Origin of the sequence: Vibrio sp. 10N.261.45.E2, assembly GCF_002875705.1 — a bacterium.
GTDB lineage: Bacteria > Pseudomonadota > Gammaproteobacteria > Enterobacterales > Vibrionaceae > Vibrio.
On record NZ_MCZZ01000112.1, the window covers coordinates 1 to 26,323 of the forward strand.

The 26,323-nt window shown below is 45.3% G+C and carries 22 protein-coding genes and 1 pseudogene; 14 read left to right on the plus strand and 9 right to left on the minus strand.

Features of this window, described 5'->3' with window-relative positions:
• Positions 1-552 precede the first annotated feature (552 nt).
• Genes BCT34_RS09340 through hemC form a run of 4 tightly spaced genes read right to left on the minus strand, consistent with a single transcriptional unit; the run spans position 553 to position 4,649 of the window.
• Positions 553-1,734: a heme biosynthesis HemY N-terminal domain-containing protein gene (locus BCT34_RS09340; RefSeq protein WP_076651382.1), complete on the minus strand. Its 1,182-nt coding sequence runs from the start codon at positions 1,732-1,734 to the stop codon at positions 553-555.
• The gene (locus BCT34_RS09345) at positions 1,734-2,960 is read right to left on the minus strand and encodes a uroporphyrinogen-III C-methyltransferase (RefSeq protein ID WP_076651383.1); all 1,227 of its coding nucleotides are present in this window, start codon (positions 2,958-2,960) and stop codon (positions 1,734-1,736) included. Before BCT34_RS09345 ends, BCT34_RS09340 begins: the two co-directional genes overlap by 1 nt.
• Before the next feature lie 19 nt (positions 2,961-2,979).
• The gene (locus tag BCT34_RS09350; RefSeq protein ID WP_076651384.1) at positions 2,980-3,708 is read right to left on the minus strand and encodes a uroporphyrinogen-III synthase; all 729 of its coding nucleotides are present in this window, start codon (positions 3,706-3,708) and stop codon (positions 2,980-2,982) included.
• Positions 3,709-3,710: 2 nt separating this feature from the next.
• The gene (gene hemC, locus BCT34_RS09355; protein ID WP_076651385.1) at positions 3,711-4,649 is read right to left on the minus strand and encodes a hydroxymethylbilane synthase; all 939 of its coding nucleotides are present in this window, start codon (positions 4,647-4,649) and stop codon (positions 3,711-3,713) included.
• Positions 4,650-4,993: 344 nt separating this feature from the next.
• Here hemC and BCT34_RS09360 point away from each other — a divergent pair, with 344 nt between their 5' ends.
• On the plus strand, positions 4,994-7,522 hold the full coding sequence (locus BCT34_RS09360) for a class I adenylate cyclase (RefSeq protein ID WP_076651386.1): 2,529 nt from the start codon (positions 4,994-4,996) through the stop codon (positions 7,520-7,522).
• Between the two features lie 70 nt (positions 7,523-7,592).
• On the opposite strand, the gene cyaY is transcribed toward BCT34_RS09360, so the two are convergent.
• A complete protein-coding gene (cyaY, locus tag BCT34_RS09365; RefSeq protein WP_076651387.1) occupies positions 7,593-7,907 on the minus strand; it encodes an iron donor protein CyaY in 315 nt (104 codons plus the stop codon).
• Between cyaY and BCT34_RS09370 the strand changes: the two genes are divergently transcribed.
• From BCT34_RS09370 to BCT34_RS09405, 8 genes and pseudogenes are all read left to right on the plus strand, one after another.
• Positions 7,887-8,099, plus strand: coding sequence for a lipoprotein (locus BCT34_RS09370; protein ID WP_032554288.1), 213 nt, complete (start codon positions 7,887-7,889; stop codon positions 8,097-8,099). The genes cyaY and BCT34_RS09370 overlap by 21 nt on opposite strands.
• Before the next feature lie 42 nt (positions 8,100-8,141).
• Complete coding sequence (gene lysA / locus BCT34_RS09375; protein WP_076651388.1) at positions 8,142-9,395, plus strand: diaminopimelate decarboxylase; 1,254 nt, start codon at positions 8,142-8,144, stop codon at positions 9,393-9,395.
• Between the two features lie 11 nt (positions 9,396-9,406).
• Positions 9,407-10,237 carry a diaminopimelate epimerase gene (gene dapF, locus BCT34_RS09380; protein WP_017061013.1) on the plus strand — a complete coding sequence of 277 codons (831 nt, stop codon included), beginning with the start codon at positions 9,407-9,409 and terminating at the stop codon, positions 10,235-10,237.
• 44 nt (positions 10,238-10,281) lie between these two features.
• Positions 10,282-10,983: a DUF484 family protein gene (locus tag BCT34_RS09385; RefSeq protein ID WP_076651389.1), complete on the plus strand. Its 702-nt coding sequence runs from the start codon at positions 10,282-10,284 to the stop codon at positions 10,981-10,983.
• Positions 10,949-11,881: a tyrosine recombinase XerC gene (xerC, locus tag BCT34_RS09390; protein WP_076651390.1), complete on the plus strand. Its 933-nt coding sequence runs from the start codon at positions 10,949-10,951 to the stop codon at positions 11,879-11,881. The genes BCT34_RS09385 and xerC overlap by 35 nt, the downstream gene beginning before the upstream one ends.
• Positions 11,882-11,896: 15 nt before the next feature.
• Positions 11,897-12,613, plus strand: a complete 717-nt coding sequence (yigB, locus tag BCT34_RS09395; RefSeq protein WP_076651391.1) for a 5-amino-6-(5-phospho-D-ribitylamino)uracil phosphatase YigB — start codon at positions 11,897-11,899, stop codon at positions 12,611-12,613.
• A gap of 167 nt (positions 12,614-12,780) precedes the next feature.
• Complete coding sequence (locus tag BCT34_RS09400) at positions 12,781-15,279, plus strand: EAL domain-containing protein (RefSeq protein WP_076651392.1); 2,499 nt, start codon at positions 12,781-12,783, stop codon at positions 15,277-15,279.
• 192 nt (positions 15,280-15,471) lie between these two features.
• Positions 15,472-17,951 (plus strand): annotated as a pseudogene (locus BCT34_RS09405) (EAL domain-containing protein).
• A 115-nt stretch (positions 17,952-18,066) separates the two neighbouring features.
• On the opposite strand, the gene BCT34_RS09410 reads toward BCT34_RS09405, so the two are convergent.
• Both BCT34_RS09410 and BCT34_RS09415 read right to left on the minus strand, forming a co-directional pair.
• A complete protein-coding gene (locus BCT34_RS09410; protein WP_076651393.1) occupies positions 18,067-18,663 on the minus strand; it encodes a DTW domain-containing protein in 597 nt (198 codons plus the stop codon).
• Between the two features lie 2 nt (positions 18,664-18,665).
• Positions 18,666-20,210, minus strand: coding sequence for a hypothetical protein (locus BCT34_RS09415; RefSeq protein WP_102305854.1), 1,545 nt, complete (start codon positions 20,208-20,210; stop codon positions 18,666-18,668).
• A gap of 39 nt (positions 20,211-20,249) precedes the next feature.
• Here BCT34_RS09415 and BCT34_RS09420 point away from each other — a divergent pair, with 39 nt between their 5' ends.
• Positions 20,250-20,717: an EVE domain-containing protein gene (locus tag BCT34_RS09420; RefSeq protein WP_076651395.1), complete on the plus strand. Its 468-nt coding sequence runs from the start codon at positions 20,250-20,252 to the stop codon at positions 20,715-20,717.
• A gap of 88 nt (positions 20,718-20,805) precedes the next feature.
• Here the strand turns inward: BCT34_RS09420 and BCT34_RS09425 are convergent, their stop codons facing one another.
• Both BCT34_RS09425 and BCT34_RS09430 read right to left on the minus strand, forming a co-directional pair.
• Positions 20,806-21,633 carry a Cof-type HAD-IIB family hydrolase gene (locus BCT34_RS09425; protein WP_076651396.1) on the minus strand — a complete coding sequence of 276 codons (828 nt, stop codon included), beginning with the start codon at positions 21,631-21,633 and terminating at the stop codon, positions 20,806-20,808.
• 230 nt (positions 21,634-21,863) lie between these two features.
• Positions 21,864-22,844: an alpha/beta fold hydrolase gene (locus BCT34_RS09430; protein ID WP_076651397.1), complete on the minus strand. Its 981-nt coding sequence runs from the start codon at positions 22,842-22,844 to the stop codon at positions 21,864-21,866.
• A gap of 81 nt (positions 22,845-22,925) precedes the next feature.
• Between BCT34_RS09430 and rhtB the strand changes: the two genes are divergently transcribed.
• From rhtB to BCT34_RS09450, 4 genes are all read left to right on the plus strand, one after another.
• On the plus strand, positions 22,926-23,543 hold the full coding sequence (rhtB, locus tag BCT34_RS09435; RefSeq protein WP_076651398.1) for a homoserine/homoserine lactone efflux protein: 618 nt from the start codon (positions 22,926-22,928) through the stop codon (positions 23,541-23,543).
• A gap of 45 nt (positions 23,544-23,588) precedes the next feature.
• Entirely contained in the window at positions 23,589-24,809 is a 1,221-nt protein-coding gene (locus BCT34_RS09440) for an EAL and HDOD domain-containing protein (RefSeq protein WP_050622211.1), read from the plus strand.
• Between the two features lie 99 nt (positions 24,810-24,908).
• Complete coding sequence (locus BCT34_RS09445; RefSeq protein WP_048658886.1) at positions 24,909-25,250, plus strand: metalloregulator ArsR/SmtB family transcription factor; 342 nt, start codon at positions 24,909-24,911, stop codon at positions 25,248-25,250.
• Positions 25,251-25,290: 40 nt separating this feature from the next.
• Complete coding sequence (locus BCT34_RS09450) at positions 25,291-26,292, plus strand: ArsJ-associated glyceraldehyde-3-phosphate dehydrogenase (RefSeq protein WP_076651399.1); 1,002 nt, start codon at positions 25,291-25,293, stop codon at positions 26,290-26,292.
• The last annotated feature ends 31 nt before the right edge of the window (positions 26,293-26,323 follow it).

The following is a 26,323-nucleotide window of genomic DNA, read 5'->3' on the forward strand; positions in this document are numbered from 1 at the left end:
TTAACGGAATTGGTATAATTTGAGTTTATTGATGAAAGGTGTCTCGTTTTTAGTAACAAGGTGTTGTTGGCTTGAAAACACTTGTTCCACCCCTTCTACTTCAAAGAAGCGACTCAACAGGGCTGCTAAGTGAAGACTACTGTTTTTGTGCTATATGGTTGGAATAGTAATAGCTTACTTTAACTGCTAGTTCTGTGTGATTTAAAGTGAGTTTCTGTGTACTGGTAAATATCTTATTTTGAGGCGCTTTCGATTTGCTATTGAGCTTAAAGGCGTTACTTGTCTCGATTATTACTCTCAAATCTCTTCTAAGAGCTAGTTTATAAGAATCGGAGTAACAACGTACAAACACAGTTAAAATCGTTCTCCGTATATTTGGGAGACTCTATTGTGCAATACCATAGCAACTTTCACACGCTTGATTTGCTAGCTTTAGACGAGTCATGGAGCGATGAATTTGGTTTACAGGTATTGTATAGAAATTATCTAGAGGCAAATAGCAGATACAAAAAAGCCGATGCTAGACATCGGCTTAGTTTGAGTCGCTTTGAATTAAGCGGGTTGAACTAGAGCGAGCGCTTTACGAGAAACCTCATGAGCTGCTTTCGTTAGGTTTTGTTTCTCTAGTGCGTCAGATAGGTATCCGTAATCTGATACATTTGAACGAAGTGCTAGCGCTTTCTCGAAGTGGCTTTGTGCTTCTGCCCACTTTTGCTCTCTCAGGTAGAATTGAGCCAATGCACTGTGTGCTTCTGCATTACCACTATCTTTACTGATAGCTCGTTCTAGCATAACCACTACAGGGTGGTGATCGGCTAGATTTAGCTCTGGAAGCAACATGTAGAGCTCATTTGAACCACTCTTTGCAATGTTCTCTTTGATCACTGTGAATGCTTCTGAGTCCGCTTTACGAGCGATGAGTTGTTTCACAAAGCAGGATACAAGATGTGAACTTTGTTTTTGCTTTCTTGGAAGCTTGTTCCAGTGACTAATTAAGCCCTCGCTACCTTGTTGCTGAGCGACATCATGAAGCAAACCACATTGTGCTTTCTGTTCTAATTCAACTTGCTCATCAGCCGTAAGAAGTTTGTTTTTAGCTAGCTTAGGCGTTAATTCTAATAATGGCTGCCACAGTTTAAGCTGCATGTAGGTGGCTTTTAACAAGCCAAGTACAGCAGTATTATTAGGGTATGTACCTTTTAAAGTAGAAAGTGTATCGAACGCAGCTTCGTAGTTTGACTCACTGATCTGTTGTTTTGCTTTAGTTAGCTCAACAGCCAGTAGAGAGTCGTCCTGTTGGCTAGCAAGCTCGATGTACTTATCACGCTCGCGTGTATTACCCTGTTCGTGAGCCGCTTGAGAAGCGACTAAATAACAAAGTAGAGGCATGTCGTGATGGTTCGCCCAACGAGTTACCTTCTTTTCAGCACCTTTCCAGTCACCTTCAAGTAGTTTGATGATGCCTTCATTGGTATAACGACGAGAGCGTTTCAGTTTACGAACACTGAACCAGTTCCAAGTTGTTGAGCTTGCGTACATAAGCTTTTTAAATAGGTACTCTAATCCGAATAGAGCCGCTAGAAGAGCAATGACAAAAATAACCAGTGTTGTCACGCTCATCTCAATGGTCTTATTCGCAATTGAGATCAGAACATAGCCTTGTTGACCAGAGAACTGAGTCCCAACAATTAACCCTGCACCTAGAACGAGAAAAAGAAAAATCCAACGAATCATTATTTTTCCTCCGTGGTCATAACGGTGACTTCACGACGTAGGCGCTCACGTATCACATCTGATAACTCATTTTGAGACTCAAGCTTTACAGGGTATTTCACAGAGATGTTCTGTTCACTTAGCTGTTTAATTGCTTTCTCAAATTCAATCACTGAGTTGTTATCTTGGTTTAGATACGCTTTCGACCACTCGCTAGCGGTATTAAGAGCTGCGCTATAGAGTTCACCTTGTTCTTTGTAGACGGCGCGAATCGCGGTTTCTAATTTACCTTTGATGTTTTCACGCAGGTAGAAGTGCTGTTCTGGTGATAGTAGAGGGATAACTTCGCCATCACGACTGCGGAATGTGATGAAGTTTTCTGAGAAGTCTTTCATCGACGTCATCAGGTTGTTCTGCCAATCATTAATATCTTGCGATACTGCTTTTTTCTCAACAACCGTAGCTTCCGGAAGAATCGCATTGGCAAGCGGCAGTGTATCAACTTGCTGTTGTAGGCTTGTGATACGCAGAACTAAGCCGTCACGGTCGATCAGAGGAATAGTACGAAGCTTGGTAATGTCATTGGTCATTGATTGACGCAGTGACACTAAGCTAGGGTCATTCAGTGCTGCGATACGTTGATCGGCACTTTCCATTAACTTGGTGGCGCTAACGGCATCATGCTCTAGGAACAATTTACGTCCTGCTAGTTTCACAAGGTAATCGGCTTCGGCAAGTAACCAGTCATTCGGTCGGCGACCTTTAACGTCAGCCACTGCTAACTGCAGGCTTTGAATGCTCTTCTGCTGTTGAGATTGCACGACCTGAGTTTTCTCCACCGCGTGTGAGGCTTCTTGGATAGTCTCTTGCTTGATGGTTTGTAGGTCTTTATTTACCGCAGATTGGGTATTTTGCAGTTGCGCTTGAAGAGCGGCGATTTGAGCCGAGTACTCAGCGCTCTTTTGCTGCATTTGAAATGCGATACCGCCGCTGAAAATAATCGAAATAGCGATCGCAATAGCGCCTAGTTTGACACCGCGCTTACCTTGCTTTTCTGCTTTCTCAATTTGCTCTTTATGTTCAGCTTGAGGCTGCTCGTTTTTAGCAGCATCTGACGTGGAAGCATCAAGCTTCTGTTCAGGCTGTTTTGTCTCTGTAGATTCAGCTTTTTCGTTTTCAACAACTACTGGCTGAGTGTCTTGTTTCTTCTCAGGTTCAATATGCTCATTATTTTTTTTGCTTGTCATGCTTATTTCCTGTTTCTAGCTAGGGCCGGAGAGCAGCCAGTAATATTTGGTTCGTAGCACTGTGAGTATTGGTCACGTTCGAGAAACCGAGTTGTTGTGCTCGTTCTACTATGCGCTGGCTTGGGACAAATAGATGTCTCGTTGAAAGCCAAGCCAAATACTCATCAGGGGTAATTGAGCAGAGATACTCCAATTGTTCCTGACTAGTGATGACAACTTTGGACGTTTTTTTGTTTATCCATGCTTGATAGGTATTGTGGTCGCTAATGGGAATATATTCTCTACGGTAGGTCTCACAATAAGAGACTTGTGCACCTCGATTGAGTAGAGAATCCCGAATGAGCTCACGCCCACCATTACCACGTAGTATCAAAATGGACTTATTTTCTACGCCATTAAGTTCAGTAAGTTTAAGAAGATGTTCACTATCACTAACTTGAGGGTAGTTTACTTTTTGTTTACTGACTTTGCTTAAAACGTGCGCAGTTTTTTGACCAACGCCAAGATAAAGCGGCGAAGTGGGCCAAATGGATGAGGTTTTCGAAAGGATGCTTTGGGCTGCAGTTACGGCATGATGACTAACTGCAATAATGATATCGCTGTTATTAAGCTGGGTGCTTAAATCCGTAGAGTTTGGATTGTCAACGATACGAATAAGCGGATGATGGATTGCTTGAATTCCTTCATCCGCTAGTTGTTGGCAAAGCGATTGTCCCTCTGAACCGGGACGAGTTACCAACACTGTCATGATTATTCTTGGTCAGCGTAGAGCTTGGTTAAGATTTCTCTTGCGCCATTATCCAGCAATTGATTTGCCAGAGTCACGCCAAGCGCTTCTGCATCCTTACGAGGACCAGAGATCTCACCACGGACCATTTTAGAACCATCTGGCTCACCAACAAGAGCACGCAACCAGATGTTGTCGCCGTCTAATAGTGAGTAGCTTCCGATAGGAACCTGACAACCACCTTCCAAAGTTAGGTTCATTGCACGCTCGCAAAGCACGCGATCGGCTGTGTCTTTATGGTTTAGTGGTTCAAGAAGCTTAATCAGACGCTCATCATCAAGACGACATTCAATACCAACAGCGCCTTGGCCTACAGCCGGTAGCGACTGTTCTGGTTCGATGAAACTACGAATACGTTCTTCTAGCTCTAGACGCTTAAGGCCAGCTGCCGCTAGGACGATAGCATCGTATTGGCCGTCATCGAGTTTACCTAGACGAGTGCCCACGTTGCCACGCAGTTCTTTGATGATTAAATCAGGGCGGTATTCCAGCAGCTGACATTGACGGCGTAGGCTGCATGTACCTACGACAGCACCTTGTGGGAGTTCGTCAATGTTGTTGTAAGTGTTTGATACGAATGCGTCACGCGGATCTTCACGCTCACAAATCGTCACTAGACCTAGACCTTCAGGGAAGTCGACAGGTACATCTTTCATTGAGTGAACTGCTAGGTCAGCACGACCTTCTAGCATTGCCACTTCAAGTTCTTTAACGAACAGTCCTTTGCCACCCACTTTTGCAAGCGGAGTGTCTAGGATGATGTCACCTTTGGTCACCATAGTTACCAACTCAACCTCTAAACCAGGGTGAGCAGCTTGCAGTGCATCCCTTACAAAATATGCCTGCCAAAGGGCAAGAGGACTTTTTCTGGTCGCGATACGGATTGGTGCTGAATTTGTCATGGTGTTTCCGATATAGGTTCTGTAATGGTCTAATCCTACCATTGTGAGACGGAAATTCTTACTGTTTGATCATTCCATGCTTTGATAGCTGAGAGATTTTCATGAGTTCACCAAAATAGTGTGATTGGTATCTCATTTGAAACATGGGCTATTATTAGAAATAGTCAATAAAGAGGACACTACGGCGCCGTGAGTTTAACTTTCTGTCATCAAGGAATTGACCAGTATGACGGGTACCTTTGCTTTACCATTAGGGGTAAAAGTGTTAAATTGATCACGTTTTGCTGCTGCTTTCGTTCAGTAACTAAACAGAACTGCACTTAACCTCAAACCAAGGACTTACCTTGCAGGCTTACACTCAAACTTTGATTCAACGATTAGACAATCTAAATCAGCAGCGCATTGCTCGTGCGTTGGCGTTGATGAATGTGCAAGGCCAGCGAGTTTTCAACCTTATTCCCGCACTGCTTCACTTCAATCACCCGATGATGCCTGGTTATTATGACCAACAAGTTCCTTTTGGAATTCGTAGCTTCACGCTTAATGAATTCCAAAAGCAATTTGTCTCTGATACTGAATTGACGTTGGGTGGCAAACTTACCGAGGCTGATGAACCAGCAATCCTTGGTTTGTACACCATGGGTAGTACTTCGTCGATTGGTCAAAGCACTTCAAGTGATCTTGATATTTGGGTGTGTGTTTCCCCAGATATGGATGGCGCATCTCGTGATAGCCTTACCAACAAATGTTTGCTGATTACCGATTGGGCTGAAACCTTAGGCGTTGAAGCGAATTTCTTCTTAATGGATGAAGAGCGTTTCCGTTCGAATCATTCAGAAGAGATGACAGGCGACAATTGTGGTTCTTCACAGCACTTATTACTGCTTGATGAGTTCTATCGCTCTGCGGTTCGTTTGGCTGGTCAACGTTTGTTGTGGCAAATCATTCCGCCAGAAATGGAAGAGTGTTACGACGAGTATGTTCACGGCTTGTGTCAGGATGGCTATCTTGATTGTTCGCAGTGGATCGATTTTGGCAAGCTAAATCGTATTCCCGCTGAAGAGTACTTTGGTTCAAACCTATGGCAGCTCTATAAGAGTATCGACTCACCGTATAAATCGGTGTTAAAGGCGATCTTGCTAGAAGCCTATTCATGGGAATACCCAAACACCCAACTGCTGAGTATTGATACTAAGCGTCGCTTCTTCGCGGACGAACCTGATCTGTATGGCATGGATAGTTACTATCTGATGCTTGAAAAGGTAACGCGCTACCTTGAACGCATTAACGACCACACTCGATTGGACTTGGTGAGACGTTGTTTTTATCTCAAGACCCACGAGAAGTTGTCACGAGATGCGGGCATTGGTTCTGTTGCATGGCGCCGTGAAGCCTTGACTGAGATGACTAAGTCTTGGAATTGGGGACAGGAAACTATTGCTGAGCTCGATAACCGCCGCAACTGGAAGGTTGAGCAGGTTAAAGTTGTGCACCATGCACTGCTTGATGCCCTAATGCTGAGTTATCGAAACCTGATTCAATTTGCGCGTCGTAACGACATCACTTCGGCAATCAGCCCGCAAGATATCAGTATCTTGGCACGCAAGCTTTACGCTGCGTTTGAGGTATTGCCGGGCAAAGTCACGCTACTGAACCCACAAATCTCTCCAGATCTACATGAACCAGACTTGAGCTTCATCGAAGTTCGTCAGGGTCAGTCGAATAAGGCTGGGTGGTACTTGTATAAGCAGCCATTGGTTGCACATCGTATTCTTGGCCAGCCTTCTCTTGAGCACCATGAGTACTTGAGTAAGCTGGTTGCTTGGTCATTCTTTAATGGTTTGATTACTGAGTCGACGCGTTTGCACTCTGTGGTACGTGATGCTCATATTGATATTGATAAGTTCTATCAAATGGTGAGCGACCTACGTAATACGTTTTCTTTGCGTAAGCGTCGCCCGAGTATGCAAGCACTGGCGAGCCCGTGTGAGATTAGCCAGCTGGCGATGTTCATCAACTTTGAAAATGACCCGACTTCCGAGTTAAGTGGTCGAGAGTTAAAAGTTGATCTCAAAAATGCGGATATCTTCAGTTTTGGTGAAGAAGGTAAGAGCTTAGTCGGCAGTGTCGATCTGGTTTACCGCAACTCTTGGCACGAAGTGCGTACACTTCATTTCCAAGGTGATACGGCAATGCTGGATGCGCTTAAGACAGTACTTGGAAAAATGCACCAAGATGCGTTGCCGCCAGAGTCGGTAGATGTGTTCTGTTACAGCAAAAACCTGCGTGGTGTGATGCGTAACATGGTGTATCAACTGCTTGCTGAGTGTATCGACTTACGATTGAAACCGATTGAACCAGAGAAACGTCGCCGTTTTAAAGCGATTCGCTTAGCTAATAAGATGTTTGGTCTGTTCTTCGAACGTCGCGGCGTATCGGTACAGATGCTAGAAAACTCGGTCGATTTCTACCGTAGTATCTCAACGAATAAGTTGAAGGGTTCACCTTTGCTGATGCTCGACAAAGAGCAAGAGTACCAACTACCAGAAGTAGTGGATGGTTTTGCAAGTGAGGGCTTAATTCAGTTTTTCTTCGAAGATACCGACAAAGGCTTCAATATTTATGTATTGGACGAGTCGAATCAGGTTGAGGTGTATCACCAGTACAGCGGTGAGAAAGATGAGATGATCGCGAGTGTGAATACCTTCTACACGTCGGTAAAAGATGAGTCGAAGGTATCGTCTAAGTTGATTAACTTTAACTTACCTCAGTACTACCAAATCGTTCACCCAGAAGAGGGCAATTCTTACGTTGTGCCTTACCGTAACGATGCCACTTTAGCTTCTCGGAGCTCAAAGATAGTCAACATTTAACGGGTTTAAACTGATTGATATTAAAAAAGGAGTGATTGATTCACTCCTTTTTTGTTTTTCTTATCAGTGATTAGACCCAGTCGATCTCTTCACCAGCGTGCTTCACGCATTCTTCTTTAACCATCTCAAACAGTTCCATGCCCGTCTTAGAACATATCCATTTGTCGTCGATCAGCTTGAAGTGAAAGCCACCAGATTTAGACGCTAACCAGATTTCTTTCATTGGTTCTTGGCGGTTGATGATGATTTGGCTGCGGTTCTCAAACTCCAGCGTCATCACGTTACCAGTCACTTCGTAATCAATATCTGCCTCTGATTCATCGATAGCTTCTTCGATGTTTTGCATCTGTATATCGACCAGCTGATGAAATTCAGTCTCGTTCATCCTTTCTATCCTATTGCTTTTCCTGAGTGTGGTGCGATTATAGGGGGCATTGAGTTAATAATCACGATATGCAAAATGAAAAAATTAATTACTGCTCTATTTATGTTGTCCGTTATTGGACTTTCTGGTTGTGGTCAAACGGGTCCTTTGTACGATCCTGATGAAGTTCAACAGACTGAACAATCACAATAAGTGAAAACACGCAGAAATCGTTATTTATAAGGGATAAGAACTTTGGATTACTTCAACTATCAGGAAGATGGCCAGCTTTGGGCTGAGGACGTCGCACTTTCACAACTCGCAGAGCAATATGGTACACCACTGTATGTATATTCTCGTGCAACACTAGAGCGTCACTGGAACGCGTTTGATTCATCGGTTGGTGAGCATCCGCACTTGGTGTGTTATGCCGTTAAAGCTAACTCGAACCTTGGTGTATTGAATACTCTGGCTCGTTTGGGCTCAGGTTTCGACATCGTTTCTGGTGGTGAACTAGAGCGTGTGGTTGCTGCAGGTGGCGATCCAGCAAAAGTTGTATTCTCTGGTGTCGGTAAAACCGCTGCTGAAATGAAGCGCGCGCTTGAGTTAAACATTAAATGTTTCAACGTAGAGTCTGAGCCAGAACTTGAGCGACTCAATAAAGTCGCTGGTGAGCTTGGTGTTCAAGCGCCGATTTCACTGCGTATCAACCCAGACGTTGATGCTAATACTCACCCTTATATTTCTACTGGTCTGCGTGACAACAAGTTTGGTATTGCCTTCGACCGTGCTCCAGCTGTTTATGCGTTTGCGAAAACACTCGATAACTTGTCTATCCATGGTATTGATTGCCACATCGGTTCTCAGTTAACGGATATCGAACCTTTCATTGATGCGACTGACCGTTTGCTTGCTCTGATTGACCAACTACGTGCTGATGGTATTAACATTAAGCATCTTGATGTTGGCGGTGGTTTGGGCGTGGTTTATCGTGATGAATTGCCACCACAGCCTTCAGATTATGCGAAAGCGCTATTGGCTCGCCTAGACAATCATTCTGATCTAGAGCTGATTTTCGAGCCTGGACGAGCGATTGCTGCTAACGCTGGTGTATTATTAACGAAAGTCGAGTTCCTCAAGCCAACAGAGCACAAGAACTTTGCCATCATCGATGCAGCAATGAACGACCTAATGCGCCCAGCACTTTACCAAGCTTGGCAGGATATTGTTCCTGTTAGCCCTCGTCAGGGTGAAGCGGTGACTTACGACTTAGTTGGCCCTATCTGTGAGACAGGTGACTTCTTAGGTAAAGATCGTGACCTTGTTCTTGAAGAAGGTGATCTGCTAGCGGTTCGCTCTGCAGGTGCTTATGGCTTCGCGATGTCATCTAACTACAACACTCGTTCGCGTGCGGCTGAAGTGATGGTGGATGGCGATAAAACCCATTTGGTTCGTCAGCGTGAAGAGCTTACGAGTCTGTGGGAACTTGAAAACATTCTTCCGGAGTAATTTTAAGCGTTATGCACTTCCACTTTTCTAAAATGCATGGTTTGGGCAATGATTTCATGGTCGTGGACTGCATTACTCAAAATATTTTCTTTTCTCCAGATTTGATCCGTCGTTTGGCGGATCGTCACACTGGTGTGGGCTTTGATCAGCTTCTTGTGGTTGAGGCTCCCTATGATCCAGAAACTGATTTCCATTACCGTATATTTAATGCGGATGGCAGTGAAGTAGAGCAGTGTGGCAATGGCGCTCGTTGTTTTGCACGATTCGTTCGCATGAAAGGCTTAACGAATAAGTACAGCATCAACGTCAGCACCAAGAAAGGAAAAATGGTTCTCAAGATCGAAGAGAATGACCTGATCACCGTGAACATGGGTATTCCTGAGTTCGAGCCTGGCAAGATTCCATTCAAGGCGAAACAACCTGAGAAGACGTATATCCTAAGAACGGATGTACACACCTTGTTCTGTGGTGCAGTAAGCATGGGTAACCCACATGTGGTTACCGTGGTTGATGATGTCGACACGGCTGATGTGGATACCCTAGGCCCTCTACTTGAATCACACGAACGCTTCCCTGAGCGTGTTAATGCAGGCTTTATGCAGGTCGTTAACCGTGAAGAAGTTCGTTTACGTGTTTACGAACGCGGAGCGGGTGAAACCCAGGCATGTGGCAGCGGTGCGTGTGGCGCAGTTGCTGTTGGTATCACTCAAGGCTTATTGGCTGAGAATGTGAAGGTTCGTCTACCTGGCGGTGATTTACACATTAGCTGGCAAGGACCGGGTAAACCTCTGTTTATGACTGGCCCTGCAACGCATGTGTTTGATGGTCAACTGTCTTGCTAATTACGATTTACAACCAATAGATTCATAAAAATAAAGGATAGGTTTTGTCTTACGTTGAAGCCGACGCACTCACCGCAGAAGTGGTCGCGGAATATTTACGTGATAACCCAGATTTTTTCCAAGACCGAAAAGATTTGGTGGATCGCCTTGCCATCAATAATGTTGAGCAGGGTGTTGTATCTCTGGTTGAGATTCAGCTTAAACGCCAGCGTCATCGAATCGAAGAGCTTGAAGAAGAGATCACTGGCTTGATGTCATTGGCAGCCAACAACGATAAAACCTTCTATGAATTTATGGATCTGCAAGCGCAAGTACTGAAATGCAGCGACTTTATGCAGGTGATAAAAGCCGTTGAGCAAAAAGCGTTAGATCTCGGGCTTAAGGCTCATATTCGAATTCTTTCGCAATCGGGTTTTTATCAGCTGAGTGCTGAGGGTTACTCTAAGTTTTCGCTTAACCATTTCAATGGCAAAGATGCTTATCTTGGGCGCTTGAGAAAAGCCGACAGACACGATTTGTTTGGTGATTATCCAGTTCCAGAGCTAGGCTCTTATGTAGTACTACCGCTTGCTAAGCAGTCTCCATTGGGTTTGCTCGCCTTTTCTAGTGAAGATGGCGGACACTTCCAACCCCATATGGACACGCTCTTTTTACGCCATTTAGCACTTGTTGTCGCTCATTTGGCGGACACCTTACCTTGGCAGATAAACAATGAGCCTAGAGCCCAAAATACCTCTTCCCAATAGCCTTCAAAAGCCACTTTCTCGCTTCTATGAATACCTTCGAAGCGAGAAGGGACTCAGCCTACACACCCAACGTAATTACAAACAACAACTTGAAACCATGGCCGGTCATTTGGTCACGCTAGGGCTGAAAGACTGGGGACAAGTCGATGCTGCTTGGGTACGACAACTTGCTAGTAAAGGCATGCGTGAAGGAATGAAGGCGAGTAGCATAGCAACGCGCTTATCTTCACTACGCAGCTTCTTTGATTTCCTTGTGTTGCGTGGCGAAATGGCCGCCAATCCAGCGAAAGGTGTATCGGCTCCTCGCAAGCAACGCCCTTTGCCTAAAAACCTCGATGTGGATGAAGTTGGTCAACTGCTTGATGTGAATGAGGATGATCCATTGTCGATTCGTGACCGAGCGATGATGGAAGTAATGTACGGTGCGGGGTTACGATTGGCTGAACTGGTCGGCATTAATCTTAAAGATGTGTTGGGTCGACAAGGAGAAATCCGAGTGATAGGTAAAGGCGACAAAGAACGCAAAGCGCCTTTTTCTGGCTTAGCGAAAGAGTGGGTCGATAAATGGCTCAAAGTCCGTGGTGAATTGGCTTCACCGGGTGAAACCGCGCTGTTTGTCTCTAAGCTTGGGACTCGTATCTCCCACCGTAGCGTGCAAAAGCGTATGGAAGAGTGGGGTAAGAAACAGGCAGTCGCTAGTCATATTAGCCCTCACAAACTGCGTCACTCCTTCGCAACACATGTGCTGGAATCGAGCCAAAACCTTCGTGCTGTTCAGGAGTTACTTGGGCATGAAAACATCTCGACCACACAAGTGTATACCCACTTAGACTTCCAACACTTAGCACAAGCTTATGATCAGGCTCATCCGAGAGCGCGTAAGAAGAACAAAGACTAGATTTAAGGGTTTATTATGCAAATTTATCGAGGGTTAAAGCCCATCAAAGCCATGACCTTTGATTTGGATGACACCCTGTACGACAATTGGCCTGTGATCATGAAAGTTGAGAAAGAGATGGCACAGTGGCTTTATCAAAAGCACCCTGTTTCGGCTTCTTTATCAATCCAAGAGTGGCAGGATATTAAGCAACAAGTCGTATCTGAAAACCCAGCTTTGAAGCATGATGTCACTGCGTGGCGTGAAACTCAGATTAAGGCCGGTTTGCTACAACTGGGTTACTCTCAGCAACAAGCCGAACAAGCCGCTCTTGAAGGTATTGAGCATGCTCTGTGGTTGCGTAATCAAGTCAATGTACCTCAAGAAACGCATCGAGTGATGACTGAGCTTAGCCAGCGTATTCCTCTCGTTGCGATTACCAATGGCAATGTCGACCCACACAAAATTGGCTTAGGAGAGTACTTTCAATTAATTCTCAAAGCCGGCCCTGACGGCAGGGCAAAACCCTATCCAGATATGTTTGAAAAAGCTCAGCAATACCTAGATTGTGACGCTGAGAATATTCTTCATGTTGGTGACCACCTCAAAACAGATGTCTATGGAGCCAAGGTAAATGGCTTCCAAGCCTGCTGGTTTAATGACATTGGTTCCAATTTATACCTCTCTTCGAAGGCGAGTTTGCTTCCTGATGTTGAAATAGAACAGCTCAGCGATCTTATGCGACTAATTTAATGGGCAGATAAGCTTATTGGGTCGCATTTATTAGAGTGAATTGTTACATTGGTCGCCTATTAAAGCCTGGCTAGGCTAGGATAATTGGCGGCTACTTTTTATCGATTCATTTCAGTCATAGCAGTGGTTGCGGGTTATTACTTCACTCGATTTGAACAAGGGTTGGCATGCAAACATTTACATTTCTCGCAAATACTGAGGCGCTATTTAGATCTCAATTTGAGCAGCGAGAATGGTGTGACAGCAAACAGTACCTGATTCAAATTTTCTCGGCCCAATCTTCAGATCTTGCTCGTCAGATCGCGAGTGTCGCCCTTAATCATTTACACAATGCGACGCTAATCGGTCAGAGTGCTCGTCATGTTATCTGTGATAATTGCCTTGAAAGTGCATGCACCTTAGTCATTATCAGTGAGTTCAACGAAACCCATCTAACCTCGGCGGTTCAGCCTTTTACAGGCAACCCAAATCAAGATAGCCAAGACTTAGCTTTTCAATTGCGCCTGACGGAAGACACAAAAACGGTCATCAGTTTATGCGATCAGGTTGAAGGGCGTGATTACCCTATTTATAGCGCTTTTGAGAGTTTGCCTTACGCTTTGCCTATTGCTGGTGGACTGTGCCATGAGAATGAATATGGCCGCTGGGTTATGCATAACGAACAGACTTACCAGCATGCCTGTGTTGCGGTGGCTTTGACTAACCCAAGATTGAAGGTTTGGTCGGACGCGTACTCTGAATGGAACCCGATTGGGATGAAATTACGAGTAACACATGCAATCGGGAATCGTTTATACGCATTGAATGACAAGCCGGCTATCGATGTGTTCAAGCATTATCTTGCGGATGGCAAAGAGCTCCCTTTTAGTCAATTGATGAGCTTCCCCTTGTATCGGGAACTTGGCAGAAAGAAGGGGATTTCAACGCCTCTACGTATTAATGATGATGGCAGTATCGAGTTTGATAGTCCCTGGCATATCGGTGAAGAGGCACAGTTTTGTTATAACCATCCCTCTTTGACTGCTGAAAAGGTGCGTCACGGCGCTGAAATGCTTGCCATGCACCAACCTGAATCGGTGATCATCTATAACTGCGTATCTCGACTTGAGTTTATCGATAGTAAGCTTGAGCTCAAACCATTTGAAGGGATTGTGAACACGTGCGGTGTTTATTGTATGGGGGAGCTATACCGAAATGAAGACCGCCAAGAGATACTGCACCATAGCCTGACTTATATCGCTATGCGCGAGTCTGACGAGATAAAAGAGTTTCGTTGTGAAGACTTTCAGTGTGGCTCAACCGTGTCGCCATTGCTTAACCTTGTCAGAAATGCAGTCGCTGATCTCGACAGTATGAATACTCAGATGGAGAAAAAGCTCCATCAACAAGCGCGTCGCTTAACCGAGAGCTATCGTATTGACTCACGTACTGGCTTGCCGAACCGCATTGTATTAAAAGAACGCCTCAATACAATTCTGTTTAGTGAACACTTACTCACGTTAAAGCTCACGAATTTCCATCAAGTTAACGAGAAATACGGCTATCAAGTCGGTGATCAATTACTGCTTGATCTGTCCAATCACTTTATCGAGCGATTGCAGCTTCGTGTCGTGAAAGAGCCTCGCGTGAAGGTAGAACTATTCAGTATTGGTGTCGGAGAGTGGGCGATTATTTTTAATGCCAGTGTTAGTAGCGCGAAGATAAAAGAAGGTTTCGTCGAGTTCGCTGATGACATCGAACACATTAATTTTGAGCCGTATGGCTTAGCTGATATTGATTACCTGTCCGTTTCTCTGTGTGGCGGCTTTGCCAGTCGCTGTGATTTCTCAACCGATAGCGGTGACGAGATTTTATTAAAAGCGATCGAAGCTCGACGCTACGGAGTTCGAAACAACACCCACATCACCAATGCCAAAGACATTCAGGTGAGTGAAGAGGATCGCAAAGAGCAACTCGGTTGGTTGAGCTGTGTGAGTCGTGCGATTTTAGATCAGAACATCATCACCTACTCACAGCCGATTGTGGAATCGGGTACGCACGAAGTGACTGGCCAAGAGTGCTTGGTCAGAATCATGGAGTCGGACGGTACCATTGTGCCACCAGGAAAGTTCTTACCTATCATTGCCGATACGCACCTTTATACGCGCCTTAGTCGACACATGATTAAGAGCACTATCGGCTATATGGCAGATAAGCAGAGTTCGTTTTCTATCAACTTATCCCCACAAGATTTGTTGAGTGATAAGACGCTTGAGGTTCTTGAGACTGCGATCAGTGGTATGGACGATCCTACTCGACTTGGGCTTGAGGTTTTAGAGTCTGAGCAGATTAAAGATTATGGTCGCATGATTGAAGTATGTGACCACTTCCGTGCGCTCGGGGCGAGAATCATTGTTGATGACTTTGGTTCAGGTTATTCCAACATCGATGAAATCATCAAGCTTGAGCCGCAGATCATTAAGCTCGACGGCAGCTTGATTCGTAATATCGACAAAGACCAAAAACAAAGAAATATTGCCTCTCAGTTGGTTCGCTTATGCCAAGTGTTCAATGCCAAAACGGTCGCGGAATTTGTCCATAACCAACAAGTTTGTGAGATAGCTGAGCAAATGGGAGTCGACTATCTGCAGGGTTACTACTTCGGTGAGCCTAAGCGCCTGTTTTAGTTGTTAAAGCTTTCAATATTGTATACCGACTGACGATACACGTACTGCGCCGCCAATAATGACTGCTTTTTGGCGTAATGGATGATGTCTAACTAAGGTCACATTATTCATAAGACGATCGTAAGTATTCCGTGCAAGCCTTATCTATAATAAGCACAATAACAAATCATTAACGTAACGATTAATGTGAATATGCAGTCGACTTCTCTCTTGATACAAGACATTGAGCAAACCCAACGTGAATTGGAAAAGATAGATTTTCATCAACATGAGAGCCTACTGATTCAGGTGTTTTCGTCTTTCGAGAAAGGTTCTGTTTTGGCTGCCTGCCAAGTGATTCAATCAACTTTCCCCAATGCCAAACTGATTGGTTGCAGTGCCAACCACTACATCAGCCAAGGCGTCATCTTGCACCAAGGTCTTTATCTGATTGTTACCCGCTTTGACGCGACCTCTTACTCTTGTGGTGTTGTCGAATATAGCGATCAACCATTACTTGATAGCCAAGCGATGTGGCAACAACTTGAATGCAATGCCAACACTCAGAGCATCATCTGCTTCGCAGATCGCTTGCAGATAAATGATCGAGATCTATTTTCAGCGTTTGAGCAGTCGAGAGATTCATTGCCGTTTGTGGCGGTGCATCGACAATCACAGATAATGGACGCTGGGTGATGCTAGACGGCATTTGCTATGAGAATGCCTATGTGATGTTAGCTCTGCACAGTGTTGAGTTGTCAATCACCAAGGGTTACTACACGGAATGGAACCCTATTGGCCGGACTTTTCGAGTGACGGGTGCTCAGGATAACCGTTTACTGGAATTGGACGGTATTCCTGTTCGCGAACTCTATAATCGTTACCTCGCTGATGGCCTTGAAGTGCCTTTTGAACAACTGCATAACTTTCCCTTGATGGTCGGTGACCCGAAAGAGCAAAACATTCACTTACCGCTCAAGGTAATAGAAAGTGGAGAGATTGAATTCAGTGGCCAGTTCCAAGTAGGCGATGAGGTTCGGTTTTGTTACGACCACCCATCATTGACCTTAGAGCAAATCCGACTGGGTGTTCAGCAGATCGCCTCTCATAAACCTGAACAGTTCTTTATTTACAACTGTACCTCTCGCATCGACTTTATTGATGACAACCAAGAGGTTGAGGTTTTCCAGACATTGGCTGACTGCTATGGCGTGTACTGCATGGGAGAGCTCTATCAAGAGAATGACCAACAACGAATCTTGCACCATAGCCTCACTTACCTCGCGTTAAGAGAAGGCGAGGGCAAGGCGATATTGCCATTAGAGACACAACCCGCAACCAACATATCCCCTCTGTTTTCATTAATCCGAAATGCATTGCTTGATGTCGATGGTATGAACAACAGCATGGCGAGTAAGATTCAACAACAAGCTACTGCATTGACGGCCAGCTACCGGATTGACCAACGTACCGGTTTGCCTAATCGAAGTGTATTGCGTGAGAAGCTGTCGAAGATGAGCGGTGATAGCCACTTGCTAGCGTTGAAGGTGACGACCTTTGGTCAGATCAATGAGAAGTACGGTTATCGAGTCGGTGATAAGCTTCTGCATGACTTGAGTGAATACTTCCAAAAGGCGTTATGGCAGTTCTTTGATGAGGGATGTCAGCTCTACAGTATCGGTATTGGCGAGTGGGCGGTGGTATTTGATAGTTGGGCCAGTCAAGAACATATTCATCAGCGATTCTCTGAATTTGCCGATCAAACCGAGCATGTGAATTTCGAGCCTACGGGTTTACCTGATATTGATTATCTGTCGGTGTCGATCAGTGCGGGTATTGCCAGTCGTCAAGATTTTCCTACAACCTCTATTGATGATCTGCTGTTGAAGGCGATTGATGCGAGGCGCAGTGCCGTTAGCCAGAACAAACATCTAGTGAGCGCCAAGACGCTCATTCAATTGGAGAAGCATCGCCAAGAACAACTTGGTTGGCTATCGTGTGTGAGTCGTGCGGTACTTAATCAGAATATCGTGGCGTGTTCTCAACCGATTGTCTCGGCACACACCCATCAGGTAGAGAGCTACGAGTGCTTGGTTAGAATTGAAGAGGACGGTCAGCTGATCGCTCCAGGTAAGTTCTTACCGATTATTGAGGGGACGCATCTCTATACACGCCTGAGTCGTCAGATGATAACGCGCACCTTTGATTTTATGAGTCAGCGAACGGACTCATTTTCAATTAATTTAGCACCACAAGATTTCAACAACGAGAAAACCATTCTTCATCTTGAGCAAGCGATCAAGCAAATCAGTCACCCACAACGCATCGGTTTAGAGGTATTAGAAACCGAACAAATTCAGGACTACGGTCGTTTGATTGAGGTGTGTAACCATTTCCGAGACCTTGGCGTGAATATTATTGTCGATGACTTTGGTTCAGGCTATTCGAACATTGATGAGATATTGAAGCTCGAGCCACAGGTGATCAAGCTTGATGGCAGCTTGATTCGCAATATCGATAAAGACAAAAAGTAGCGCAAGATAGCTCAGCAATTGGTGAGTTTATGTCAGATTCTGAATGCTAAGACGGTGGCTGAGTTTGTTCATAACGAGCAGGTGTGTCGCATTGCTGAAGGTATGGGGGTCGATTACCTGCAAGGATATTACTTTGGTCAGCCTCAGCGCTTGTTTTGACGGAGCGAGCGTTTCACGTGAAACACTTATTGGTTTAAGAACTCAATTGCGATGTAGAAAGGGTGAGCTTATGGCTCACCCTTTTGTTTTTAGTGTTTAAGGATACTTCCTGACTTTATCTGAGGGCATGCCCACTTTTGTCTGCTTGAAAAACTTTCAGATAATGTTGGTAATAATCATCAACGAGTTTGGCAGGTTCGTTTTCACCTAAAGATTTGAGTAACTCAATGCCCACTTCGCAGGTACACAAGTGACCGCTGTCTTGATTGCGGCGCAAGGTGTATGAAGATTCGCTGGTGATGTCGAGGTGAACTTGTGGAATGGTTTGTAGCCATGAGCTCTTGTTAAGCATCTTCTTCGCTTCTTGCCATGTGCCATCCAAGATGATGAATAGCGGTTTACGGTTCAGGGCTTGAGTCATCACAGCTTGCTGACACTCAATGCTTTTATCACTTGGGAATAAAAGAAACGGTTGTCGTGTTTCATCTTCAAGCAGTGCCATTAACTCAGCTGGTGGCGTTTTTCGTTGCCATACCAAGGAATGACATTGCTCAAGGGATTGCTGCAGTAGCTTTCCGGTATTGGTATCGCGCGCCAGTTCATTCTCGTGAGTCAACAGTACAAGATCGATCTGGCTTTCGGTACTCGGTATCAGGTGACAAATACATTGGTGAGTGAAGCTACAACCAGGGCAGGCTTGTTGGTTACTCATGTTTACAGCTTCACTCCACTTTGTGTAGGTGAGATACCATCAGCAAACAGAACTACGTCGCTGATGTCAGCGTTATTTGCAACAGGAGCGACGCTTGGATTGAGTGGGTAGCTAACACCAGAGTATGACAGTGTGTGTTTCGCAGGTGTTGCACCACCGCCACTGACATTGAAGATTAGATCTTGCCAGCCGTGGTTTTGCGATTTACCCAAGCGTATGTCTCCTTTAACCAGTGTCACTCGACTATTGAAACGCCAGTTATCTTGATGGTTTTCGAAAATCAGCAGTGTGCAGCCACCAGAACCACACCAATCGAGTTGGGCAAACAGCTCTTCTTTACCGTCACCGTTGAGGTCGTAGGTTAACCAGCGGTATTTGGTATCGTCAGGTGAGCTGTTGTTGATCTTAAAACATTCGCGGATCGCTTGGTCGACTTTTGGATCAAGCTGATCACTGGAGTTCACCTGCTTTGCGTTTAGATCAACGTTAGTGGTGGTGTTTACTTGCGTTTGGGCACTTTTGGCTTCAAACAGAACCAGACCACCATTGGCGATCGGATAGACAACGTTGCCTACTTTCTCTTTTTCAGCGACCAGCTTGCCGTTATCAAGCGTGAAGATGCGCTCGGAGATCAAATACTGTTGTTGGTGGCGAGTCATAACCACTTGTACCTGATTTTGGTTCAGTTGTTGCCAGAAGCCTTGCTCAACAATAGAAGGGTCTCCATTGCTGTATGAATAAGTCGTGATAGCACTGTGGTCATCGTTGAGTTCAAGGTTGATAGAGAACCCTGAATTTTGTGTTGAGCTAGCGAAGTAGAGCCCGCTCCAGTCCAGCGTAGGATCTTGGTTCGAGACCGTCGCACAACCATTATAGTTACTGTCATTGAGGTTAAGCTTGGCATGCCACCCGTAGATAGAGTCGCTCATACCGTCGCTACAGCTCTCTTTGGTAAGGTTGAGTTTGCCTTGTGCTGTTTTACCTTCTAATTGGTAATCACGACTGCTTGGCGTGGTGCGGCTTGATTCAATATCGAGAATCTGTGGCTGTTCGCCCATCTTAGTGTATTTCAGCTGGTCTTTATCGAAGGTTGCGGACCAGAAGGGTTCATTACCGAATACTCGTGTTGAACGCAGTGGTCGGTCGCAGCGTTCTGGGTTCTCTGCCGTTAGGATATTGACTTGGTCAACCACGAAGCGTGCTGTGAAGTCTGCGTTGTAACCCGTTTGGCTTGGTACGGTTAGGTGTCCAATCAGCTCGCCATATAAGGCTTGATAAGGTCTGGCAGCGAGCCCTTGTGCTTCGAGTGCTAGCTCTGGAGACATATCTAACCAGTATTGTTGTTGGCTACCACAAGGGGTGAAGGTACGGCTTTCATGGCCTACCACAACTTGACCACGCATGATGAAGGTTTGTGGTTGAACGCTCAGCGGCTCATCCAAGGTTGCTGGCGGGAGTTCAGGTTGTTGCGGTGTATTTGGTGCGGTGACACAGCCTTGTAGAGCGAACGCGACGAGCCACGTCACTGGGTTTTTCATTACCTTCATGTTATATCTTCCTCGGAGCAACCGTTAATTGGATTTATTATGGCATATTGGTTATTTAAAACAGAACCCGACACCTTTTCTATTCAGACTCTGAGAGTGCAAAAAACCTCTTGTTGGGAGGGGGTGCGCAACTATCAGGCTCGAAACATGATGCGTGATGATGTCAAGCTTGGCGATCTGGTGATGATATACCATTCATCATGTAAAAAAGTTGGCGTAGCAGGGATCGCAAAAGTAACCAGAGAAGCCTATCCAGACCATTTTCAGTTCGACCCAGAAAGTGATTACTACGACCCTAAGTCCTCACTCGATAATCCACGCTGGATTATGGTTGATGTCGAGTTTGTGCGAGTCACTGAACGCTTGATTCCCTTAGCGACGCTTAAAGCTATGCCTGAACTATCAGAGATGCCATTGGTGAAGCGCGGTAATCGCTTATCCATCATGCCGGTTACTGAACAGGAGTGGCAGGCAATTTTGAGCAAAGAAGTGCTAGGTTCTCGATAGCGTTAGAGAGAGCTTTTTGCGTAAGGTTCAAAAAAGGCAGCCAGTTGGCTACCTTTCTATTTATTCAGATTTCTTCGGCGAGACGAGATTAGAGAAGGTGCTTCTCTAGGTAGTGAGCAACGGCGTCGTCTGCGTTGCTGCCAATCACTTCATTGTCTGGCAGAGCTTTCATCACTTTCTCATGTGATGTACCCATGATTAGACCTTTACCGGCCATTGCCAGCATCTCAGCATCATTCATGCCGTCACCAAAGGCAACACAGTTATCCAGTGTCAGATTCAGTGATTTCGCAACAGCGTCTAAGGCGTGACCTTTAGAAACTTCAGCGGCCATCACTTCTAAACACCAAGGTGTAGAGAAGGCGATGTTCAGTTTGTCGCCAAAAGCACCTCTTAGCTTTTGTTCAAACGTAACCAGATATTCGTGATCTTGCTCTGGGTGTGTGAAGAAGACCTTCGCGATGCTTTCGCTTGGTGCGTTTTCAGCTTCAAAGCGCTTGTAGCTAAAGCCAGATTCACTGTGGAATTGAGCCAGCATTTCATCTTCACGATCGAGTAGCCAATCTTCATTCTGGTACATGTGGATAAAGATATTTGGATCTTGGCGTACAATATCAATAACCGGTTGAACGAGTTCCTGAGGCACGTTCTGGCTATACATCAACTGATCGTTCTGGTCATGCACGCGAGCACCGTTCGAAGTGATCATGTACGCCGGAATACCTGCGATCTGACGAATACCTGCCACATCAACGTGATGGCGACCCGTAGCGAAGATAAAGGTATAACCTTGGTCGTGTAATTTCTTAAGCGTTAGCTTGGTAAAGTCGCTTAGCTGATGGTTGGGAGCCAAAAGCGTACCATCTAAATCAGAAGCGACAATTTCCACGGAATCTTTTAGTGCAGGAATACTCATTTAACCCTCATTGCAAAATGCTTAACCAATATTGACGCTAGCCAGCGCTAGAATCGTTTTAACTACAATATCTCTAGGTAGAAATTGTATGCCAAATTCATGCAAGAAAAGAGGGTAAAGGTCACTTACTTCTCTTCCTCTTTAGCGTCTATCTGCTTGGTAGGTTGATTAGTGCGTTAGCTTGTTCGCGTATTAGCTTATTCGCGTATTCGTTTATCTGCGTATTAGCTTTAGGCAAAAAACTGATTGATCGCATCTAGTGTTTGGTTGCGGTACTCATCTTGCTCAAATAACACCTCATGCCTAGAACCCTCAATTAACTTAAACTGGCAATCAGAGTTGGTTTTCTTCAGCTTAGAGATGAACTTTACTTGAGCACTATTACTGACAATCTTCTCTTCTCCTGCCTGAATCAAAAGTAGAGGAATCTTGATTTGACGAGTTTGTTGAATCGCTTGTTTAGCTGCCATCAACCCTTGCCATACCCAGCGCGTGCTTGGTCCACCTACCTGCAAAGACGGTGACTCGTCATATAAACGACGGAACCACTGATAACGAACTTTGCTATGGCTCAATAAGTTGTTTTCAAAAGGCTTCGAGTAATACGCTTGCTGCCCCGGAGCGTAAGTCGGCTTAGCATGAAAGGCGGTGAGCACTTGTCCAACGATCATCGCGATAGGTTTCAAGTACCACTCGGTGTTAATACCAAACATCGGAGCGCACAGAGTCACCTTATCAAATGGGTGGTCTGGATGAGTTTGTAGGTAGCGAGTGGCTATGGTGCTGCCCATTGAATGCGCAAGCAGGTAGCGATTGGAATACTTACTGAGATCAAAGCTGGCAATGACGTCAGACATGTCAGATGCATAATCATCAAACTCATGAATGTGACCAATGTCAGAGTCTGCTACCATACGTTCAGACTGGCCTTGACCTTGGTGGTCAAATGAATAAACGTCATAGCCTTGTTGATAGAAATCATAAAAGAGTTCTTGGTATTTTTGGCAGCACTCGATACGGCCATTTGAAATCACAATCGCCTTGGTGTGTGCTTCTGAAGTCAGGCTACACCAGTACAGCTTCTTTTTACCGGATGTTGTTACATACCCATCTTTTCGTTGTTGCCAAAGGGTGGGGATCGGGTGTTTAATCGCTTGCTCGAATTGAGGTTCTTGTGTGTACGAAATCGGGGCGCCGCTGTGGTTTTCCATGGGAAATTACCTGAACTGATGCGTGTGAGAGCTTTATTGCTACTAATGTTGTTAGATTAAAGAACTAGTAAGGAAATGCAAATGGATACTCATGTTTGGCTTGCTTATGTCGTCACGGCGATATTGTTTAGTTTGGCTCCGGGCTCAGGTACCGTTAACTCAATCAGCAATGGGCTAAGTTATGGCACCAAGAAGTCACTTGCGTCGATCGCAGGCTTACAGTTGGGTCTTGCATTCCACATCATGCTGGTGGGCGCGGGTATTGGTGCACTAGTGGCTAAATCGGCGTTGGCGTTCACCATCATCAAATGGGTGGGCGTGGTTTACCTTCTTTGGTTGGGTATTCAAAAGTGGCGTGACAACTCTAGCTTAGTTGCTTCACAAGAAAATTCGACGTTATCGAGTGGCAAGTTGCTAAGAAATGCGGTACTGATTAACCTTACTAACCCAAAATCGATCGTGTTTTTGGTGGCTCTTTTTCCTCAATTTATCGATCCAACACAGCCGCAAGCACCGCAGTTATTAGTGCTAGGTGTTACAACGGTATTCATTGATAGTGTTGTTATGTTGGGCTACACCTCATTAGCTTCACAAATGGGACGTTTTATTCGTTCAGATCGCATAATGGGTAAGATAAATAAAATCTTTGGTGGTATGTTCATGGGCTGCGGCGCATTGCTGGCTGCCGCTAAAGCCTAGTGACAGCAATAGAGTTATAGTTAAACCAATTAGAGTTATCAAGAAATGACCGCTACCTACGTTGCTCGACAACCTATCTTAAACCGCAAGAAGAACACGCTTGGTTATGAGTTGCTGTTTCGTGACGGAGAAAGGAATGCCTATCCAGCGCATATAGAGTCTAATCGAGCAACGTATCGTCTGATTGTTGAGAACTTCTTGTCGGTTGGGCTTAACCCGTCGATCCCATCTTCACGTTGCTTCATTAATTTCCCGTACCAAAGCTTGATTCGTCGATTGCCTTTGAGCTTGCCGAAAGACAAGGTTGTGGTTGAGATCCTTGAAACCTGCCAACCGACCGATGAATTATTGGAAGCGGTTAAAGAGCTCTATCAAGCGGGCTACATGATTGCGCTAGATGATTTTACTTCGACGCCTGAATGGGAACGTTTCCTCAAATACACGCATATTGTTAAGCTCGATATCATGCAGATGGGCTTGGATGAGGCGTGTGATTTAGTAAAAGCTCATCAAGGGAAGAAGTTTAGTTTTCTTGCAGAGCGCGTCGAAACCGAACAAGAGTTCCAACAAGCCAAAGAGGCCGGCTTCAAGTTCTTCCAAGGCTATTTCTTTAGCAAGCCGGAAATCATCAAGACCAAGTACATCAGCCCAGAGCAAGTGATTGCCATGGAGTTGTTCCAAGAAGTGTGCAAGCCAGATGTTGATTTCCAACGTGTCGAGAGCATCGTCGCAAAAGATGTCGCCTTGTCTTATAAGCTGCTGCGCTTTGTGAACACCATGTCGCCTCGTCTAGAAGTGACCATCTCTTCGTTTCGTCAGGCCTTGGTGTATCTGGGACAAGAGAAACTAAAAATGTTTGTCTCGCTGGCGGTGGCTTCTTACGTCTCTGATAAAAAACCGAAAGAGTTGTACGGTTTGTCTTTGCAGCGTGCTCAGTTTTGCCAGCGTATGTCTCGTTATCAGGCATTTGAAGGGCATACCGAGCAAGCCTTTATGATTGGCTTGTTCTCGTTGCTGGATGCATTGCTCGACCTGTCGTTAGAGAATTTAGTTGAGCAACTGCCTTTGTGTAAAAGTATCAAGGTGGCTCTGCTACGTAGAGAAGGGCCATACGGTACCCTGCTCGCGCTTGAAGAGAGTTTTGAACATGCCGATTGGCAACAGATTGACGAGCATTGTGCCGATTTAGGGCTAAGCGTAGATCAGGTCAAAACGGAGCTTACCGAAGCTCGCCGTTGGAGCCATACCGTGACTAACAAGCTCTGATGTTTCTTCGTTAAACTTTTATGAAAATGGAAACGCACGGCTTGACGTGCGTTTTTTTATAACTAATATATACGCATATCCATATATGAGTATGTAGTTATGCTTCCTCACCAATTTTTTAAATTACTGTCTGATGAAACGCGAGTGCGTTGCTTAATGATGATTGTGCGCCAAGAGTGCCTTTCTGTTGGTGAGTTGACTCAGGCATTACAAGAAAGTCAGCCAAAGGTTTCAAGGCACCTTGCACAGTTGCGTTCAAACGGCATTTTGACTGACGTTCGCCAAGGGCAGTGGGTGTTTTACCGCCTGTCACAAGATTTACCGGGTTGGATGCTAAAGTTGATTGATGACCTTATTGCATCGAACTGTTTGAAAACTGAATACCAGCAAGACATTGAACGCCTAGAAGCGATGACTTCACGTCCTCAATGTTGCGTTTAGATTTTAATTTAAATTTCACCACTAGCTGAGAGAAGAGATAATGGCAGTTAAAGTAGGTATTAATGGTTTTGGCCGTATCGGCCGTCTAGCACTTCGCGCGGCATTCGACTGGGCAGAGCTAGAGTTTGTTCAAATTAACGATGTTGCTGGTGATACAGCGACACTGGCTCACCTTTTAGAGTTCGATTCGGTTCAAGGTCGCTTCCATCATGAAGTGGCCGTTGAAGGCGATGAGATGATCATCAACGGTCAACGTATTAAAACCACACAAGAGCGCGACATTGATGCGATCGATTGGTCTGGTTGTGATGTGGTTATCGAAGCGACCGGTGTTCACCGTAAGGCATCTTTCCTAAACAAATACCTAGAGCAAGGCGTGAAGCGTGTTGTGGTATCAGCACCAGTAAAAGAAGACGGCATCGCAAACATCGTTGTTGGTGTGAATGACAATATCTTCGATCCTGCTGTACACAAAATCGTGACCGCAGCGTCTTGTACAACGAACTGTCTCGCGCCAGTGGTTAAAGTGATCAACGAGAAGCTCGGTATCGAAAGTGCCGCTTTCACCACAATTCATGATCTAACCAACACGCAAACTATCCTAGATGCGCCCCATAAAGATTTACGCCGTGCGCGCGCATGTGGAATGAGTCTAATTCCAACCACAACGGGCAGCGCTAAAGCGATTGTTGAGATATTCCCTGAGCTTGAAAACCGTATCAACGGCCACGCAGTTCGCGTACCGCTAGCGAATGCGTCTCTGACAGACATCATCTTCGAAGTGAAACAAGACACGACGGCAGAAGAAGTTAACGCGATGCTGAAAGAAGCCTCTGAGAATGAATTGAAAGGCATTCTGGGCTTCGAAGAGCGCCCATTGGTTTCTATCGATTACAAAGGCGACCAACGTTCAACTATCGTAGACGCACTATCAACCATGTTAGTCGGTAAGCGTATGGTTAAGATCTACGCTTGGTACGATAATGAGATGGGTTACGCGACACGTACCGCTGAGTTGGTTCGTACCGTTGGCCTTGCATAAGCCTGCGTACTTAAGAAATAGTAGAGTCTGG